The sequence below is a fragment of the Micropruina sonneratiae genome (assembly GCF_025972045.1).
Taxonomy (GTDB): Bacteria; Actinomycetota; Actinomycetes; order Propionibacteriales; family Propionibacteriaceae; genus Micropruina; species Micropruina sonneratiae.
On record NZ_JAPDHX010000001.1, the window covers coordinates 614,378 to 631,318 of the forward strand.

Annotated in this window: 17 protein-coding genes; 10 read left to right on the forward strand and 7 right to left on the reverse strand. The window is 71.2% G+C overall.

Annotated features, from left to right (window positions below):
• The first annotated feature begins 18 nt into the window (after window positions 1-18).
• Entirely contained in the window at window positions 19-1,902 is a 1,884-nt protein-coding gene (locus OIE40_RS03005; RefSeq protein ID WP_264699944.1) for a CASTOR/POLLUX-related putative ion channel, read from the forward strand.
• 31 nt (window positions 1,903-1,933) lie between these two features.
• Here the strand turns inward: OIE40_RS03005 and OIE40_RS03010 are convergent, their stop codons facing one another.
• Window positions 1,934-3,913 carry a S9 family peptidase gene (locus OIE40_RS03010; RefSeq protein WP_264699946.1) on the reverse strand — a complete coding sequence of 660 codons (1,980 nt, stop codon included), beginning with the start codon at window positions 3,911-3,913 and terminating at the stop codon, window positions 1,934-1,936.
• A gap of 209 nt (window positions 3,914-4,122) precedes the next feature.
• Between OIE40_RS03010 and OIE40_RS03015 the strand changes: the two genes are divergently transcribed.
• The 5 genes from OIE40_RS03015 (at window position 4,123) to OIE40_RS03035 (ending at window position 6,763) form a co-directional block, all read left to right on the forward strand.
• Window positions 4,123-5,073, forward strand: a complete 951-nt coding sequence (locus OIE40_RS03015) for a ribokinase (RefSeq protein ID WP_264699948.1) — start codon at window positions 4,123-4,125, stop codon at window positions 5,071-5,073.
• A 10-nt stretch (window positions 5,074-5,083) separates the two neighbouring features.
• Window positions 5,084-5,335: a hypothetical protein gene (locus OIE40_RS03020; protein WP_264699949.1), complete on the forward strand. Its 252-nt coding sequence runs from the start codon at window positions 5,084-5,086 to the stop codon at window positions 5,333-5,335.
• Between the two features lie 102 nt (window positions 5,336-5,437).
• A complete protein-coding gene (locus OIE40_RS03025; RefSeq protein WP_264699951.1) occupies window positions 5,438-5,896 on the forward strand; it encodes an FAD-binding oxidoreductase in 459 nt (152 codons plus the stop codon).
• A 31-nt stretch (window positions 5,897-5,927) separates the two neighbouring features.
• Window positions 5,928-6,125, forward strand: a complete 198-nt coding sequence (locus tag OIE40_RS03030) for a hypothetical protein (protein WP_264699954.1) — start codon at window positions 5,928-5,930, stop codon at window positions 6,123-6,125.
• 29 nt (window positions 6,126-6,154) lie between these two features.
• Entirely contained in the window at window positions 6,155-6,763 is a 609-nt protein-coding gene (locus tag OIE40_RS03035; protein WP_264699956.1) for a hypothetical protein, read from the forward strand.
• A gap of 28 nt (window positions 6,764-6,791) precedes the next feature.
• On the opposite strand, the gene OIE40_RS03040 is transcribed toward OIE40_RS03035, so the two are convergent.
• From OIE40_RS03040 to OIE40_RS03060, 5 genes are all read right to left on the reverse strand, one after another.
• Window positions 6,792-7,751 (reverse strand): nucleoside hydrolase, encoded by a 960-nt coding sequence (locus tag OIE40_RS03040; protein WP_264699958.1) that lies wholly within the window; start codon window positions 7,749-7,751, stop codon window positions 6,792-6,794.
• A 16-nt stretch (window positions 7,752-7,767) separates the two neighbouring features.
• Entirely contained in the window at window positions 7,768-8,991 is a 1,224-nt protein-coding gene (locus OIE40_RS03045; RefSeq protein WP_264699960.1) for a NupC/NupG family nucleoside CNT transporter, read from the reverse strand.
• Window positions 8,992-9,155: 164 nt separating this feature from the next.
• On the reverse strand, window positions 9,156-9,446 hold the full coding sequence (locus tag OIE40_RS03050) for a PspC domain-containing protein (RefSeq protein ID WP_264699962.1): 291 nt from the start codon (window positions 9,444-9,446) through the stop codon (window positions 9,156-9,158).
• Window positions 9,443-9,634: a hypothetical protein gene (locus OIE40_RS03055; RefSeq protein ID WP_264699964.1), complete on the reverse strand. Its 192-nt coding sequence runs from the start codon at window positions 9,632-9,634 to the stop codon at window positions 9,443-9,445. The genes OIE40_RS03050 and OIE40_RS03055 overlap by 4 nt, the downstream gene beginning before the upstream one ends.
• On the reverse strand, window positions 9,631-10,962 hold the full coding sequence (locus tag OIE40_RS03060) for a PspC domain-containing protein (protein ID WP_264699966.1): 1,332 nt from the start codon (window positions 10,960-10,962) through the stop codon (window positions 9,631-9,633). Before OIE40_RS03060 ends, OIE40_RS03055 begins: the two co-directional genes overlap by 4 nt.
• 117 nt (window positions 10,963-11,079) lie before the next feature.
• On the opposite strand from OIE40_RS03060, the gene OIE40_RS03065 reads away from it, so the two are divergent.
• From OIE40_RS03065 to pcrA, 4 genes are all read left to right on the forward strand, one after another.
• Window positions 11,080-12,339 (forward strand): ATP-binding protein, encoded by a 1,260-nt coding sequence (locus OIE40_RS03065; RefSeq protein ID WP_264699967.1) that lies wholly within the window; start codon window positions 11,080-11,082, stop codon window positions 12,337-12,339.
• The gene (locus OIE40_RS03070; protein WP_264699969.1) at window positions 12,336-13,016 is read left to right on the forward strand and encodes a response regulator; all 681 of its coding nucleotides are present in this window, start codon (window positions 12,336-12,338) and stop codon (window positions 13,014-13,016) included. Before OIE40_RS03065 ends, OIE40_RS03070 begins: the two co-directional genes overlap by 4 nt.
• Window positions 13,017-13,103: 87 nt before the next feature.
• Window positions 13,104-13,448 carry a hypothetical protein gene (locus tag OIE40_RS03075; RefSeq protein WP_264699970.1) on the forward strand — a complete coding sequence of 115 codons (345 nt, stop codon included), beginning with the start codon at window positions 13,104-13,106 and terminating at the stop codon, window positions 13,446-13,448.
• Between the two features lie 62 nt (window positions 13,449-13,510).
• Window positions 13,511-15,934: a DNA helicase PcrA gene (pcrA, locus tag OIE40_RS03080; RefSeq protein WP_319805196.1), complete on the forward strand. Its 2,424-nt coding sequence runs from the start codon at window positions 13,511-13,513 to the stop codon at window positions 15,932-15,934.
• Window positions 15,935-15,994: 60 nt separating this feature from the next.
• On the opposite strand, the gene OIE40_RS03085 is transcribed toward pcrA, so the two are convergent.
• Window positions 15,995-16,783 carry a M23 family metallopeptidase gene (locus OIE40_RS03085; protein WP_264699972.1) on the reverse strand — a complete coding sequence of 263 codons (789 nt, stop codon included), beginning with the start codon at window positions 16,781-16,783 and terminating at the stop codon, window positions 15,995-15,997.
• Window positions 16,784-16,941: the final 158 nt, after the last annotated feature.

Sequence of the window (16,941 nt, forward strand, 5' to 3'; positions counted from 1 at the left end):
GCTCGAGGAGGGGACGCGGTGCAGCGGCCAAGCATGCGGGAGCGGCTGCGGTACGCCTTCGACAACGTGATGTCGCGGGGGACGGTCGCGATCATGGGCCTGCTGGCCCTCGCCACCGTCGGTTTCGTCTTCGCCGTCGCGGTGCTCGTGATGGTGCTGAAGGCGTTCCCCGACGACGCCGACGACGGTGACTTCTGGGACGTCGTGTGGGGCAACCTGATGCGCACCCTCGACCCCGGCACGATGGGCGCCGACGCCGGGTGGGGGTTCCGGCTGCTGATGCTGCTGGTCACCGTCGGCGGCCTGATCATCGTCGCCAGCCTGATCGGCATCGTCTCCGGCGCCTTCGACGACAAGATGGCGCAGTTGCGCAAGGGTCGCAGCCGGGTCATCGAGTCCGGCCACACCCTGATCCTGGGCTGGTCGCCGCAGCTGTTCCTGCTCATCGGCGAGATCTGCCGCGCCAACGCCGGGGGGAGCGGCCGGCATCGTGCCATCGTCGTGCTCGCCGCGCAGGACAAGGTCGCGATGGAGGACGCCATCCGTGAGAAGGTCCCGCATACGGGCCGCACCCGGATCATCTGCCGCACCGGGGACCCCACCTCACCCGCCGACCTGCAGCTCGGCAGCCCGCTGGCGGCCCGCAGCATCGTGGTGCTCAGCGGTGACCAGTCCGACCCGGACGCCGCCGCGATCAAGACCGCCCTGGCCCTCACCCACGCCCTGCCCGAGGGCGCCGGGGTGCCGATCGTCGCGGCGCTGGCCGACCCCGACAATCTGGACGCCGCACGGCTGGTCGGCCGTGAGGCGTCCCGCTGGCTGCCGGCCAGCACCCTGGTCCACCGGCTGACCGCCCAGACCTGCCGGCAGCGCGGGTTGTCGACCGTCTACGCCGACCTGCTCGACTTCGCCGGCGACGAGCTGTACTTCGCCGAGCTGCCCGAGCTGGTCGGGACCAGCTACGCGGAGGCGCTCGTCCGATTCGCCGACAGCGCCGTGCTCGGCATCGTCCGCGGCTCGTCCATCATGCTCAACCCGGCCGGCGAGGTCCTGCTGGCCGAGGGCGACCAGCTGGTGGTGCTGGCACGCGATGCGGCCCCGATCCGGCTCAGCAAACCGGGCCGGAGCGACCCCGACGCGCTCGGCGTTCTGCGGTCGTCACCGCCGACGCCCGAGCACACCCTGATCATCGGCCAGCGGGCCGGTCTGCAGGAGGTGTTGAGCGAACTCGTCGACTACCTGCCCGAGGGCTCCCAGGTGTGCGTGGTGGCCGGCGACGAGCGGATGCTGTCGCTGGCGGCACCCGAGGCGGTCGAGGTGCAGGTGGTGATCGGCGACACCACGAGCAGGACGCTGCTGTGGTCGCTGGAACTGGCCCAGTACGACCACATCGTCGTGCTCGCCGACGCAGACGCGGCCGATCCGCAGGTCGCCGACGCCCGCACCCTGGTCACCCTCCTGCACCTGCGCGACATCGCCGATCGGGCCGACCTGCGGCTGAACATCGTCAGCGAGATGCTCGACGACCGCAACCGCGAGCTGGCCGAGGTGGCCAGGGCCGACGACTTCATCGTCAGCGACCGCCTGGTCGGGCTGATGCTCGCGCAGGCCAGCGAGAACCCACGGCTGATCGACGTCTTCGACGAGTTGTTCCGCAGCGAGGGCAATGAGATCTACCTGCGGCCCGCGGAGCTGTACCTCAGGGCGGAGGCCGAGACGACCTTCTACACCGTGGTGACGGCCGCCGTGGCGCGGGGCGAGACCGCGATCGGCTACCGGCTGGCGGCCGAGTCGTGGTCGCGCGAGGCGTCCTACGGCGTCCATCTCAACCCGGCCAAGGGCGACCGGATCCGGCTGGGCCCGGACGATTCGGTGATCGTGCTCGCGCAGGACGAGCACTAGCCGACCTGCGCCGAGCCGGTCAGGCGACCGGTCACACCGGCAGGTGCCGCGACCACCAGTCCAGGATCGCCTCGAAGCGCTGCCGGCGATGCCACGGGGTGCCCGACCGGGACAGCTCGTGGTTCTCGCCGGGGAACACCAGCAACTCGGCCACGACACCGGCCAGCTTGAGCTCGGTGTAGTACCGCAGGGCCTGTGACAAGGGGCAACGCAGGTCCTGTTCGGAGTGGATGACGAAGGTCGGGGTGGTCACCGCGTCGGTCAGCAGCGTCGGCGACTGGGCGTTCATCCGCTCCCGATCGCCGTTGTACTGCTGCGGGAAGAACCAGCCGATGTCGGACGCCCCCACGAACGACGCCGGGTCGAGAAAGCCCCGTTCGACGATCGCGCCCGCCCAGCGGTGGTCGTGGGCGATGATCCAGGCGGTCAGGTAGCCGCCGTAGGAGCCGCCCATCACCCCGACCCGGTCGCCGTCCAGGCCGGGAACGGTGGCGACCGCGTGGTCGAGGAAGGCGAGCACGTCGGCAGTGTCGCGGTCCCCGAAGGCGCCCTTGATCGCCAGCCCGTGCGCGCGTCCGTACCCGGCCGAGCCGCGCGGGTTGCACATCACCACGGCATAGCCCGCCTGGGCGTACACCTGCGCCTCGTCGAAGAAGGCGGACGTGTAGGCGGCGAACGGCCCGCCGTGGATCATCAGCAGCACCGGGTGCGGGCCGTCGCCGTCCGGAGTCAGCACCCAGCCGTGCACCGGGTAGCCGTCGGGCGCGGCGGCGGTCAGTTCCTTCGGCTCCCGGATCGTGGTGCCGGCGCGCAACGGCGCCGAGAAGTCGGTCAATGGGGTGATCCGGCCCTTTTCGACCAGCCCCACCTCGCCCGGGCTCATGCCGTCGGCGTAGGACGCCACCACGACCTCGCCGCCGGGTGCCGCACCGGTGGCGGACACCCCGGTCAGCACCAGGTTGCGGTCGCGATCGAGCAGGATCTCGGTGCCCTCGGCCGTCACCTTCAGCAGCTGGGAGGCTCCACGCGATTCGGTGATCGCCAGCACGCCCCCCTGGGCCGGGGCCAGTTCGGCGGCGACCAGCACGTCCTCGTCGGTGCGCTGCTCGATGCCGGCTTCGGTCAGGCGGTACACCCCGGACTGTGCCGCCACGAACTCCAGGCCGGACTCGCCGAGGTCGGCCCCCGCGAACCAGACCGTGCCGCCGGTGTCCACCGCCCAGCCGGCGTCGAGCGAGCCGTCGTTGAGCACGCTGCTGCCGCTGCCGTCGACGGCCACCCGCAGCAGGTCGCCGACCAGCGTCTCGGGTTCGGTGAGGCGTCCGGCGGTGACCAGCACCGCCGAACCGTCGGCGGTGAACCGCGGCTGGCCGTGGTCGACGTCGGCGTCGGTGAGCTGCTGGGGCACCGGGAAGCCGATGTCCTTCAGCGCCTCGGGATCGGCGTCCTCGGCGGCTCGGCCGACCGGCGTGACCACCGGCTCGGCGAACACGTCGGGCACGTCGAGCACGAACAGCTGCGAGCGGCGGTCCGGCGTCCAGCCCAGGCCGTTGGCCTGGATGCTCAGGGTGGTGAAGTGCCGGGGGTCCTCGTGGTCGGCGGCGACGTCCTTCAGCGTCCCGTAGCGGCCCGGCGCGGGCACCCGTGCCACGAAGGCCAGGCTCGCCGAGTCGGGCGAGAACGCGAAGTCGGAGACGCCCAGCGGGGCATTGGTGACGCACAGCGCCTCGCCGCCGTCCACGGGCAGCAGGTGCACCTGGGGCCTGTCGTTGGCGCCGGCGCGCAGGAAGCCGATCAGGGCGCCGTCGGGGGAGAACCGCGGCCGGCTGTCACTGCGGCCGCGGGTCAGCCTGCGCACGCCCGAGCCGTCCAGCTCGACCCGGAACAGCTGCCCCACGTAGGCGTCGGCGTCGAAGTCCGGGCGGCTGGTGGCGACCACCGCCCAGCGGCCGTCGGGGTGCAGGGCGGGAGCCGACACGGTGGTGAGCAGCGGCAGTTGATCGGGTCGCATGGCCACGACCCTAGTGGTGCTTCTCCCGGCTGCGGCACGACGTGGCGGGCCCCGGCGCGCACCTCGCGCCACTCTTCCGGGTCGCCATCCGACGGCCCCGGCCCGGCAAGCCGCCACCCGGCGCCACTTCGGACATCGCGCAACCCTCGACCGGCTCGCTCGCTCTCGGCTAGGTTCGTGCGCGACAGGCGAGCTCAAAGGAGAGTGTGATGGCGTCCGGACGTGTGCTGGTGGTCGGTTCGTTGAATGCGGATCTGGTGGTGCGGACGGCGCGCCTGCCAGGCCCCGGCGAGACGGTGACGGGCTCCGACCTGGTGATCGTGCCCGGCGGAAAGAGCTCGAACCAGGCGGCCGCCGTGGGCAAGCTCGGCGGCGACGTGGCGATCCTCGGCTCCGTCGGCGACGACGGCAACGGCGCCATGCTGCTGGCCAGCCTGCAGGACTCCGGGGTCGACACCAGCGAGGTGCGGGTGCTCGGCGGCGTCGCCACCGGTTCGGCGATGATCGCCGTCGACGATCGGGGTGAGAACTGCATCATCGTCAGCCCGGGCGCCAACGGCCGGCTGACCGCCGGCGACGTCAATGCCGCCACGGAGTTCTTCGACACCGCGGACGCCTCCGCCGTGCTGACGCTGTGCCTCGAGGTGTCGCTGGAGGCGGTCAAGGCAGCCGCCCGCAACGCGCGAGCCAAGGGCGCCACCGTCGTGCTGAACATCTCCCCGTACCAGAAGGTGGGTGCCGACCTGCTCGACCTGGTGGACATCCTGTTGGTCAACAACCACGAGCTGGCCGACCTGACCGGGCAGGCCGACTTCGAACCGCTGGGGGACTGGACGGCGGTGATCGAGGCCACCGCCGCCGCGCTCGGCGAGAACGGCCCGCGCACCCTCGTGGTGACCCTGGGCTCCAAGGGTGCCCGGATCATCGATCTGGACGCCGGAACCGCCTCGGCTCAGATCCCCTCGCCCGAGGTGACGCCGGTCGACACCACCGGCTGCGGCGACGCCTTCCTGGCCGCGCTGGCGTTCCGCCTGGCCGCGGGCGACGACCTGCCCGCCGCCTGCGCGTTCGCCGTCCGGGTCGGCGCCTATGCAGCCACCGGCGAGGGCGCACAGAACTCCTACCCGACCGCCGAGCAGCTGGCGAACTGGAAACCCTGAACGACACGTCATGGCCGTCCCGGACGCGATGCCGAGCCGAAGCCGGTTCCGCATCCGGCACGCCTGTGCCGCCTTCGGCGGCCTGCTCGTGATCTCGTACGGGTCGGCGATGATCGACACCTACGGCGGCCTGGCGCTGCGCCCCCGCGACTGCATCCTGCGTCAGCCCGCCGCCAATCCCGAGAGTGCCGTCGTCGACCTGCCCGGCGACCCGGACTGGCTCGGCCAGCGGCGCGTTACGTCAACGACGCCAGCTGCCTGAACCGGACCGAGGTGTACGGGGTGGCGCGGCCGGGCAGCGAGGCCCAACTCAGGCGCGCGGTGGCGTTCGCCCGCGAACACGAGCTGAAGGTGTCGGTGGCCGGTGCTCGGCACAGCATGGGGGGGCCAGGCATCGTGGCCCGGCGCGCTGGCCATCGACATGACCGCGATGAACCGGATCGCCGTCGACGCGGCGTCCGGGACGGTGCGGGTCGGCGGCGGGGCGCGCTGGGGGCAGGTGCTCGAAGCGCTCCACCCGCACGGGCTATCGGTGAGCGGCATGCCCAGCATCGACGTGCTCAGCGTCGGCGGCACCATCTCGGTCAACGCCCACGGTGTCGATTTCCGCACCGGATCGCTGGCCGGCACCGTCCGCAGCCTACGGCTGCTGAAGGGCGACGGCAGCGTCGTCACCCTGGACGCCGGCCACGATAGGAGACCGCGGCGGCGGTGCGGGACGGGGCGGCGGTGCTGCTGCACGCGTCCGTCCGGATCGTGCACGCCGAGCCGGTGCTGCTCGACTACGCCCGCGGCGACCGGTACTCGGTGGTGCTGTACCTGAGTCAGGAGTCTCCGCCGAGGGCAACCGCGACATGGCCCGGCTCACCCGCACCCTGGTCGACCGGGCCCTTGCCCGGGGCGGCACCTTCTACCTGCCCTACCAGCAGCACTACACCCGCGACGACCTGGCGCGGGCCTACCCGCGGATCGAGGAGTTCTTCGCGCTGAAACGCCGCCACGACCCCGGCCTGCTGTTCATGAACAGCCTCCACGGCCGCTACGCCCGCTGATCACCGGCGGGAACCCGTAGGCTGCCGCCGTGAACTGGGTGGAACTGGTGGGCTACGTCGCCTCGGCCCTTATCGTCGTCTCGCTGACCATGACGTCGGTGGTTCGGCTGCGCCTGTTGTCGTTGACTGGAGCGCTGGTCTTCGTGGTCTACGGAGCCCTACTGCCGTCGGTGCCGATCATCCTGACCAACACGGCGGTGATCGCCGTCAACGCCTGGTTCCTGCGCCGCGAACTCGGCCCGCACCGCAACCTCGGCGCCGTTCCGATCGCCCCGGACGCCCCGTTCCTGCAGGACTTCCTGCTCGCCCACGCCGACGAGATCCGGCGGATCTGGCCGACGTTCGGCACGCTCGGTGAAGAGGACTTCGTGCTGCTGCTGATGCGCGACGGCCTACCGGCCGGAGCACTGGCCGGGCATCGGGACGGCTCGGCGCTCCGGCTCACGCTCGACTACGTGATGAGCGCCTACCGCGACTCGCGCATCGCCGCGTGGCTGTACACCGGCCCCGGCGTCCGGCTGCTGCGGGACGGGGGGATCGACACGGTGATCGTCGAGCACCCCGTTCCGGGCCACACCGACTACCTGCGCGACCTCGGCTTCCGCTCCGTCGACGGCACCCTGGTCAAGGAGTTGTGAGCCGCCGGCGCCGCGCCGCGGCGGCCCCTCAGCCGCGGTAGGACAGCAGCCGCTCCAGCAGCACCGGTGCGAGCGGCTGATCGGTGTCCAGCACCACCCGGACGTGCGCGCCCTCGACGTCGCGCGGCCCGTTGCGCTGCCCGCGCAGGTCGCAGATGGTCTGCCCGCGGCCGGGACCCTGGGTGTCGTCCACCACCACCGGCACGTTCGGCGCCCGGGTGGCGGTGATCTGGCCGACGGCGATCGCGGCCGCCAGCGGGTCGTGCAGGGCGCACATGCGGCGTCCGTACTCGCCCACGTAGAAGTCGTAGTACAGGTCGAGGATGCCCGCCAACGCCTGGTTCAGCGGCGACTCGGACGCGGCCAGCGCCAGCCGGTCGGACTCTTCGAAGGCGTTCTCGAGGGTGACGTCGAGCGGCACCAGGACCACCTGCCAGGGCGCCTCCACGACCAGCTGCGCCGCCTCCGGGTCGTTCCAGATGTTCGCCTCGCCGACCGCGCTCAGGTTGCCCGGCACCAGGGCGGCGCCGCCCATGATGGTCACCTCGCGCACCAGGTCCGCGATCGACGGGTCCTGCTTCAGCGCCAGCGCCAGGTTGGTCAGCGGGCCGATCGCGATCACGTCCAGCTCGCCCGGGTGCGCGTGGGCGAGCCGGACCAGCATGTCGGCCGCCGACTCGGCCTCGGGCCCGCGGTCGGTGTGCGGCAGTTCGACGTCGCCGACGCCGTTGTGCCCGTGGATGTGCGGGACACCGCCGCTGTAGCCGTGGGTGAGCGGATCCATCGCGCCCACCGCGACCGCGACGTCGCCCTTGCCGCCCATCGCGAGCAGGTCGAGGGTGTTCACGGCCGCCTGCCGGGCGTCGATGTTGCCGCTCACCGTGCCGATGCCGGCCAGTTCGATCTCGGGCGAGGCCATCAGGTAGACCAGCGCCAGCGCGTCGTCGATGCCGGTGTCGCAGTCGAAGTAGACGGGGCGGGGAGCCATTGGTCGTCCTCTCGGTTCAGCTGCCCACGACGCCGACAATGGCGGCGTTGAGCAGGTTGGTCATGGTGGCGGCCAGCAGCGCGAGCAGCCCGTACTTGGCCACCTCGTGGCGGCGCTCGGGCACCAGGCTGCCCAGCGACCCGACCAGGATGGCGATCGAGCCGAAGTTGGCGAAGCCGCAGAGCGCGAAGGTGGTGATCAGCACCGTCTTCGGGTCGAGGGTGCCGGCCTGCACCAGCGGGCCGAAGTTCGAGAAGGCGACGAACTCGTTGAGCACCGTCTTCTGGCCGATGAAGTTGCCGGCCGTTCCGGCCTCGTGCCAGGGGACGCCGAGCAGCCAGGCGACCGGGGCGAAGATCCAGCCGAACACCTGGTCGAAGGAGAGGCCCGGCGCGCCGAACCAGCCGCCGATCCCGCCCAGCGCCCCGTTCAGCATCGCGATCACGGCGATGAAGGCGACCAGCAGGCAGCCGACGATGACGGCCAGGTGGCCGCCGGTCAGGGCGCCGCGGGCGAGGGCGTCGATGATGTTCACCGATTCCGTGTCGCGGACGTCGCGCACCGAGGCGTCCAGGTCGGACTTCTCGGTCTCGGGCCACAGCCCCTTGGCAATGAGCAGCGAGCCGGGCGCGTTCATCACGGCGGCGGCCAGCAGGTACGGCATCGGGGCGCCGAGCAGCGAGTAGCCGACCAGGACGGTGCCGGCCACCGAGGCCAGGCCACCGACCATGCAGACGAACAGCTCCGACTTGGTCAGCCGCTTGAGGTAGGGCTGGATCACCAGCGGCGCCTCGCTCATGCCGAGGACGACCACGGTCGCGGCCCACACCGACTCGATCTTGGACGTGCCCAGCACCCACTTCAGCGCGGTGCCGACGATCTCGACGAACCACTGCAGCACCCGCAGGTAGTAGAGGACGCCGACGATGGTGCCGAAGAAGATGATCACGGGCAGCACCTGGACGGCGAAGATGAACCCGTTCTTCTCGGTGTCGATCAGCGACCCGAAGACGAACTCGGTGCCGGCCTTGGTGTAGTCGATGATGTGGGTGACGCCGTTGGCAAATTGCTCCAGGGCGTAGGCGCCCGGCCCCCACTTGATCACCAGGAACCCGGTGATCACCTGCAGCGCCAGGCCGGCGCCGATGATCCGCCAGTTGATCCGGCTGCGGTGCTTCGACAGCAAGACCATGATCCCGAGAATCAGGATGATCCCTAACAGCCCTTGAAAACGCTCCATTGCAGCCTCCTTGCGGGTCTGGACGTTCGTGACCATAGGGTGCTTGCGCAACAGCGTGCAAGGGTGGACGCGGTTGCTCGGTCACCCGGTTCGGCCCCGCCCGGCCGCCGGGATCACGACGAAGGGCCCGGACGCGGTGCGCGTCCGGGCCCCTCGTGATCGGCTCAGCGGAGGTCGTCGGGGTTCTGCTGCGGACGATCCGCCGGGGTGGTGGTGCCGCCGCCCTGGCCGAAGGCGCTCTTCACCTCGTCGAAGCCGGTGCGGCCGCTGGTGTCGGTCGGCAGCACGGCCCAGAGCACCAGGTAGGCGATCCAGCCGACCTGGGTGAAGATGGCCAGCAGCACGGTCAGGATGCGCACCAGCCCGGAGTCCAGGTTCAGGTAGCGGGCGAGTCCGCCGCAGACGCCGCCGAGGAATTTGTCGGTGGTCGATCGGGTCAGGGTCTTTCCGTTCATCGGGTTCCTTTCGTCGAGGTACGGGAAAGTAGGAGGCCGGCCAGGCCGATGGCGACCAGGCCGAGAGGGGCGACGATCCGGACCAGCGTCCAGTCGATCGTGTCGAAGGCGGCGATCAGCGCCACGACGGCCAGGCCGATACAGGCCAGGCCCACGTTGAAGGCGGCCACATCGATCCGGCGCCTCATGGCGTCACCACCAGCTTGCCGACCCCGGCGTGCAGCACCAGCGTCAGGGTGGGGGCGGACGCGTCGGTGATCCGGCCGTACTCGCCGGAGACGTCGGCGCCCTCGTGCCGGCCGTCGGGGCCGGTGAACTCACCCAGGCCGACCGACCATTGCACCACCACGTTGCCGGTGGCCGGCAGTCGGACGGTCGCCTCGCCGACGCCCTGGGAGAACTCGAAGCTGCGGGTCTGGTCGATCGTCAGCCCGGTCAGGTCGAGCGTCACGTCGCCGGCGCCGTGGTCGACGCCCCCGGTCGGGAGCTGCGCCATGGCGGTGTAGCTGTAGATCCGGTCGCCGACCGGCCCCCCGACCTGTCCGGCGGGCAGGGTCATCACGACGGTGACCAGCGCCGCCAGCAGGGCCAGGGGCAGCAGGCCGCGCGCCCGGCGTCCGGCGAAGGCCGAGATCAGCAGCCCCACCCCGAGCGTGCCGACCACCGCACCCGCGTAGGCGAGCGGCGGGACGGCCACGCCGAAGACGGCCGAGAGCACGGTCAGCACCGCCAGGCCGGTACCGGTGAGCACCAGTACCAACGGCCACACCCAACGCGGACGCCGCCGGCGGTCACCCCGCGGCACCGGTGGCGTCCAATCGGGAACGGCGGGCGGGGGCGGCGGGGTGGGCCGGTACTCGACCAGCCGCTGGGTGCGGTAGGGGTCGTTCAGCGGGCCGTTGTGGAAGGGGGTCGGCTCGTAGAGCGACTCGGGATGGCCCGTCGGGTTGATCGGAGCGGACGGTGCCGCGCCGGCGGCCGGAGGCGTACGGTTCTGCTGTTCCTGGGCCATCCGCTCGCGCCACGCAGCGGCGGCCTTCTCGAAGTCGGTCTGCGGCTGGCCGGGGGTCGGTGCGCCGGGACCCGGCTGGGCGGCGCCCGGCCCGAGCGCGGCGTGCTCGTCGGCGCCGCGCTGCGGCGAGCGCTGCCGCCGGTAGAAGCCGAAGTACCACAGGAAGCCCAGGCCGACCACCGGCACGATCCCGAACGGCAGCCACGACCCGACTAGGGCCATGATCAGTACACCCAGGCAGACCACGGCACCGATCGCCGCCGCCGGCGGCCAGGAACGGGTGAACGGGGCGACCCGGTACAACGGGAAGTCGGTGTTGCCCTCACGCGGGACCAGCAGGACCGCGCCGACGTAGAGGGCGATACCGACGCCACCGAGCAGGCCCAGCAGCACCATCGCGATGCGCAGCACGGTCGGGTCGACCTGCCAGCGGCGGGCCAACCCCGCACAGACACCGCCCAGCACGGCGCCCGAGGACGCGCGGCGAAGCGGGGTGAGTTCCATGCCCCCACTGTTGTCGAGGATTCGCTCGTGCCCATCGGGGGAACCCCTGGAAGCCTCCCCCATCCGAGGTGCCCGGCGGTGGCCCGCGTCGCCGACTCGTGTGAGGCTAGGGGCGTCATGACCACACCTGGCACCGAGGTCCCGGCCGTCCCGCACCGCGCCGACCGTCGCCTGCGCACCGCGTGGCTGGCCGGGGTGTGCAGCGGACTGTCCGCCCACCTGGGCTGGCCGGTGCTGGTGCTGCGGCTCGGCTTCGTGCTGCTCGCCGCCAGCATGGGGGTGGGGGTGGTGGTCTACCTGGTGCTGTGGCTGGCTCTGCCGCGGGCCACCGAGGTGCCGCGCGCCCCGGGCCTGGAGGCCGCGCGGCGCGGCGGGCTGCGGACCCAGCAGGCCACCTCCCGACCGCCGGCCGATCTCGGCGCGCTGACTGCGGTGGGGCTGGTCGGCGCGGGACTGCTGTGGTTCGTCCAGTCGACCGGCCTTGGGTTGCCGGCCCAGGTGTTCTGGCCGGCGCTGGCGCTGACCGCCGGGCTGATGCTCATCTGGTGGCAGGCCGACCACATTCCGAACCGGTCGATGCGTGGACTGACCGGCTGGCGGCGCTGGTTCGGGCCGTTGCTGGCGCACTGGTCGCGGATCGTGGTCGTCGTCGCCGGCCTGGTCTGCCTCGGGACGGCGATCGGCTTGATCGTCGCCGTGGTGCCGGTGGCGTCCGAGACGGTCCGGACGCTGCTGGTGCTGGCCCTGGTGGTCGGGGTGCTGCTGCTGGCGGCGGCGCCGTGGATCGTGCGGGTGCGGCGGTCGTTGGCGGCCGTCCGTGAGGAGGCGATGCTGGCCGACGCCCGGGCGGACATGGCCGCCCACCTGCACGACTCGGTGCTGCAGACCCTGGCGCTGATCCAGCGCCAGGCGTCCGACCCGAAGGCGGTGGCGTCGCTGGCCCGGCGCCAGGAGCGTGAACTGCGCAGCTGGCTGTACGGCGAGCCGACCGAGGCGGCGACTGTGAAGGGGGCGCTGGTCGCCGCGGCCGCCGAGGTCGAGGACGACCACGGCGTCGACGTCGAGATCGTCGTGGTAGGCGACCGGGCACTCGACCCACAGACCCGCTCGCTGGTGCAGGCGGCCCGCGAGGCCATGGTGAACGCCGCCAAGCACGCGGGGGTGGGAAAGGTCGACGTGTACGCCGAACTCGAGGACGAGGCCGTCGAGGTGTTCGTCCGCGACCGCGGCCGCGGCTTCGTGCTCGACGAGATTCCCGCCGACCGGATGGGTGTGCGGGGCTCGATCATTGAGCGTTTGCGGCGTGCCGGAGGCAGTGCGACGATTCGAACAGCCCCTGACGAGGGCACCGAGGTACGACTGGAGATGACGCGATGACCGAGCAGCCCCCTGCCCCCCAACAGCCGACCGGCGCCGTGGCCACCCGGGTGGTGATCGTCGACGACCACGCCATGTTCCGCAGCGGGGTCAAGCACGACATCGGCTCGCGGGTGCAGATCGTCGGCGAGGGCGAGGACGTCGCGACTGCCGTCGCCGCCGTGTTGAAGGCCCAGCCGGACGTGGTGCTGCTGGACGTGCACCTGCCCGGCGGGGGTGGCCTCGAGGTGCTCAAGCAGGTGCATGCCACGCAGCCCGAGACGAAGTTCCTGGCGCTCAGCGTGTCGGACGCCGCCGAGGACGTGATCGGCCTCATCCGGGCCGGGGCGCGGGGCTACGTCACCAAGTCGATCTCGGCCGACGAACTGGTGGACGCCATCGGCCGGGTCGCCGAGGGTGATGCGGTGTTCTCGCCGCGGTTGGCCGGCTTCGTGCTGGACGCCTTCTCGGGCTCGATCGACATCTCCAGCGTCGACGAGGAGCTCGACCGGCTGTCGCAGCGCGAGCGCGAGGTGATGCGGCTGATCGCCCGCGGATACGCCTACAAGGAGATCGCCCGCGAGTTGTTCATCTCGATCAAGACCGTCGAGACCCACGTGTCCAGCGTGCTGCGCAAGCTGCAGCTGTCCAACCGGCACCAGCTGACCCGCTGGGCCACCGACCGCCGATTGGTCTGAGCCTTCCCTCGCCGCAGGGATCCCGGCGTTCGCCGTGATGACGGACGGCGTTTCGGGCACGTTGCCAACATTGGCTAGCCTCGAGCCATGGAGGTCCTCAAACACCTGTTCGTGCTGTTCCACCTGCTCGGTTTCGCCGCCATCTTCGCCGGCACCGCGACCCAGCTGGCGGCGTCCACCCCCCGGGTCAACCGCTTCATCATGGACGGTGGCTGGACCCAGCTGCTCACCGGGTTGGTGTTGGTGGGGCTCAACGAGATGGGGCCGGATCCGGTCAACCACGCCAAGGTCGCGGTCAAGCTGGTCGTGCTGCTGGTCATCGTGGTGGTGGCCTTCGTCAACCGGAAGAAGCCGGCCATCGGCAAGGGGGTGCTGTTCGGGCTGTTCGGGCTGACCCTGCTCAACGCGGCGGTCGCGGTGCTCTGGGCCTGACCGGTCTCGACGGGCCCGGCGGCGAGGTGGTTGTCGGGGGCTCGGCATAGGGTGGGTGGGCAATGACCGACACCCTGTTTCCCGACCTGTTCGGCCTCGGCCCCCAGGGGTCGAACCCGGCCGTGCCCTCGCGTCCGGCGAGCGACGAGCCCTCGACGGACGCGCCCTCGCGGCGCACGCGGATCACCGAGGAGGAACTGCTCGCCGACCTCAACCCTCCGCAACGCCAGGCGGTGCTGCACGAGGGCTCGCCGGTGTTGGTGGTGGCCGGTGCCGGGTCGGGCAAGACGCGGGTGCTGACCCGGCGGATCGCCCACCTGGTCAGCTTCCGCAACGTGCACCCCGGGTCGATCCTGGCCATCACGTTCACCAACAAGGCCGCGGCCGAGATGCGTCACCGGGTCGTCGACGTGGTCGGCAACCGGGCGAAGCTGATGTGGGTCTCCACCTTCCACTCCGCGTGCGTGCGCATCCTGCGGGCCGATATCCAGCGGTTCGGCATCAGCCGCACGTTCTCGATCTACGACGACACCGACGCCAAGCGGTTGATGACGCTTGTGCTGAAGGACGCCGAGGTCGACCCGAAGCGCTACCCGGTGCGCGCGGTGATGAACTGGGTGTCGAACTGCAAGAACGAGCTGGTCGACCACGAGACGGCGGCGTCGAAGGCCGAGACCGCCGTCGAGCAGGTGTACGCCGACGCCTACCGCGAGTACCAGCGCCGCCTGGTCGCCGCCAACGCGCTCGACTTCGATGACCTGATCATGACCACCGTGCACCTGCTGCAGGCCTTCCCCGACCTGCGCGAGCAGTACCGCCGCCGGTTCCGGCACGTGCTGGTCGACGAGTACCAGGACACCAACCACGCCCAGTACGCGCTGGTCCGCGAGCTGTGCGCCGAGCTGCCGGTGCCGGCGGGCATGGCCGCCGTAGAGCCGCCCGAGCTGATGGTGGTGGGTGACTCCGACCAGTCGATCTACGCGTTCCGGGGGGCCACGATCCGCAACATCCTCGCGTTCGAGGCCGACTTCCCCGGGGCGTCCACGATCATGCTCGAGCAGAACTACCGCTCGACGCAGACCATCCTGAACGCCGCCAACGCGGTGATCACCCGCAACACCGGACGCCCCGAGAAGCGCCTGTGGTCCGAGGCCGGCGACGGTGAGAAGCTCGTCGGCTGGGTCGCCGACACCGAGCATGACGAGGCGCAGTACGTCGCAGACGAGATCGACCGGTTGACCGACGCCGGGGTGGCCAAGCCCGGTGACGTCGCTGTGTTCTACCGCACCAACGCGCAGTCGCGTGCCTTCGAGGAGGTGTTCATCCGGGTCGGCATGCCGTACCGGGTGGTCGGCGGCGTCCGGTTCTACGAGCGGCGCGAGATCCGCGACGCCATCGCCTACCTGCGGGCCATCGCGAACCCGGCCGACGACGTGTCGGTGCGGCGCATCCTCAACGTGCCGCGCCGCGGCATCGGCGACCGGGCCGAGGCGGCCATCGAGGTGCTGGCGGCGGGGGAGCGCATCCCGTTCGGCGCGGCCCTGGCGCGGGCGTCCGAGGCTCCGGCACTGGCCACCCGCTCACGCACCCAGATCGAGTCGTTCGTCGCGCTGCTCGCCGAGCATCGGGCGATGATGGACGACGGCGCCGCGGCCGACACCATCCTCACCTCGATCCTCGAGAAGTCCGGCTACATCGCCGAGCTGAACTCCTCCGACGACCCGCAGGACGCCACCCGCCTCGAGAACCTGATCGAGCTGGTGTCGGTCGCGCAGGAGTTCGTCTCAGCGGCGCACACCATCGACCTGCCGCCCGACGGCGGCGAGCTGGCGGCGGCGGCCCCCGAGCCGGACGACTCGCTGCCGGCCTTCCTGGAACGGATCGCGCTGGTCGCCGACTCCGACCAGATCCCGGACGCCGACGGCGAGGGCACCGGCGTGGTCACGCTGATGACCCTGCACACCGCGAAGGGGCTGGAGTTCCCGGTGGTGTTCCTGACCGGTTTCGAGGACGGCATCTTCCCCCACCAGCGGACGCTGGACAGCGCCGACGAGCTGCAGGAGGAGCGCCGGCTCGCCTACGTCGGAATCACCCGGGCCCGGCAGCGGCTGTACCTGACCCGCGCCGTGGTGCGCACCATGTGGGGCGCGCCGCAGCACAACCCGCCCAGCAGGTTCACCGAGGAGATCCCGCAGCACCTGTTCGACTGGCGCCGGCTGGGCACCGCGCAGGTCGGGTTCACCTCACGCGCGAAGGCCCGCACCGAGCAGGCGTGGCGCAACACCCTTAGCTACGGCTCGAAGTCACCGCTTCCGAAGGTCGTACCAAGCGTCGAACCTGGCGACCGGGTACTGCACACCACGTTCGGCCTGGGCACGGTGGTGGCCACCAGCGGAATGGGTGACCTGGCGAAGGCGGACGTCGACTTCGGCAGCAACGGGGTCAAGCGACTCAGCCTCAAGCATGCGCCGATGGAGAAGCTGTAGCAGCCGTGCACGAAGGCCCGCCGCGGGGAGCGTCGCGCTTTCGTTCGGGGGTGGGAGAGGCTATCTGCCCAGGTACGTGGTCGGATCGACGGCCTTGCCGTCGCGGTAGACGGAGAAGTGCAGGTGGCAGGCCGTGGAGATGCCGGTGTTGCCGACGGTGCCGAGCAGTTCGCCCTTGTGCACCTTCTGGCCGACCTTCACCACGATCTTCTGCATGTGCAGGTAGGCGGTCTCGAGCTTGACCCCGTCGACCTGGCCGCCGTTGATCTTGACGTTGTGGCCGGAGCCGCCGTTGTAGCCGGTGGGCACGACCTTGGTCACCTTGCCGTCCTGTGCGGCCCAGATCGGCTGGCCGCAGGTGCCGCCGATGTCCTGGCCGTTGTGCATCCGGTAGTAGTGCAGGATCGGGTGCAGCCGCATGCCGAAGCCGGAGCCGAACTTGCCGGCGGTGGGCCGCAGGAACGAGGACTGATCCTTCAGCATGTCCGACTGCTCGGAGATCTGGGCCGCGGCCTTCCCCAGGGCCTCGGTGCGGGTGGCCAGCGCCGACTGCTCACGGCTGGTGGCGAGCGCGTCGGCGGTGGCGTCCAGTGCGTTGGCGCGGGTCTGGGCCAGCGCCTGCACGGTCTGGGCGGCCCGGTCGCTGGTCCGGCTGACGCTGGTGCCGCGGTTGCCGACGGCGGCGGTGTCCGTGCCGCCCACCGGGGCGGGAGCGGCCGCGGAGGTGCTGGTGCCGAGGTGGGCCAGGCCTGTGGCGACGACGCCGACGGCCAGCGTGGCAACGGCGACGCGTACGGCCCTGGAACCGCTCCGGCCTTCGACCGGGGCATCAAGCTCGACTGGGCGCACGCGCATAGCTCCTCTTGCGGGGGTTGTCGGACCGAGACCCGATCCGTGGTAATACTTTAACATTTCTTAGGGAGATTCTCAGAATCGAGCGGGGTCCGCGTCCGAACCCTGAGACGGCCAGGTCGTGGGGCCTCGCGCGGGGGTTGGCCGGGCCGACC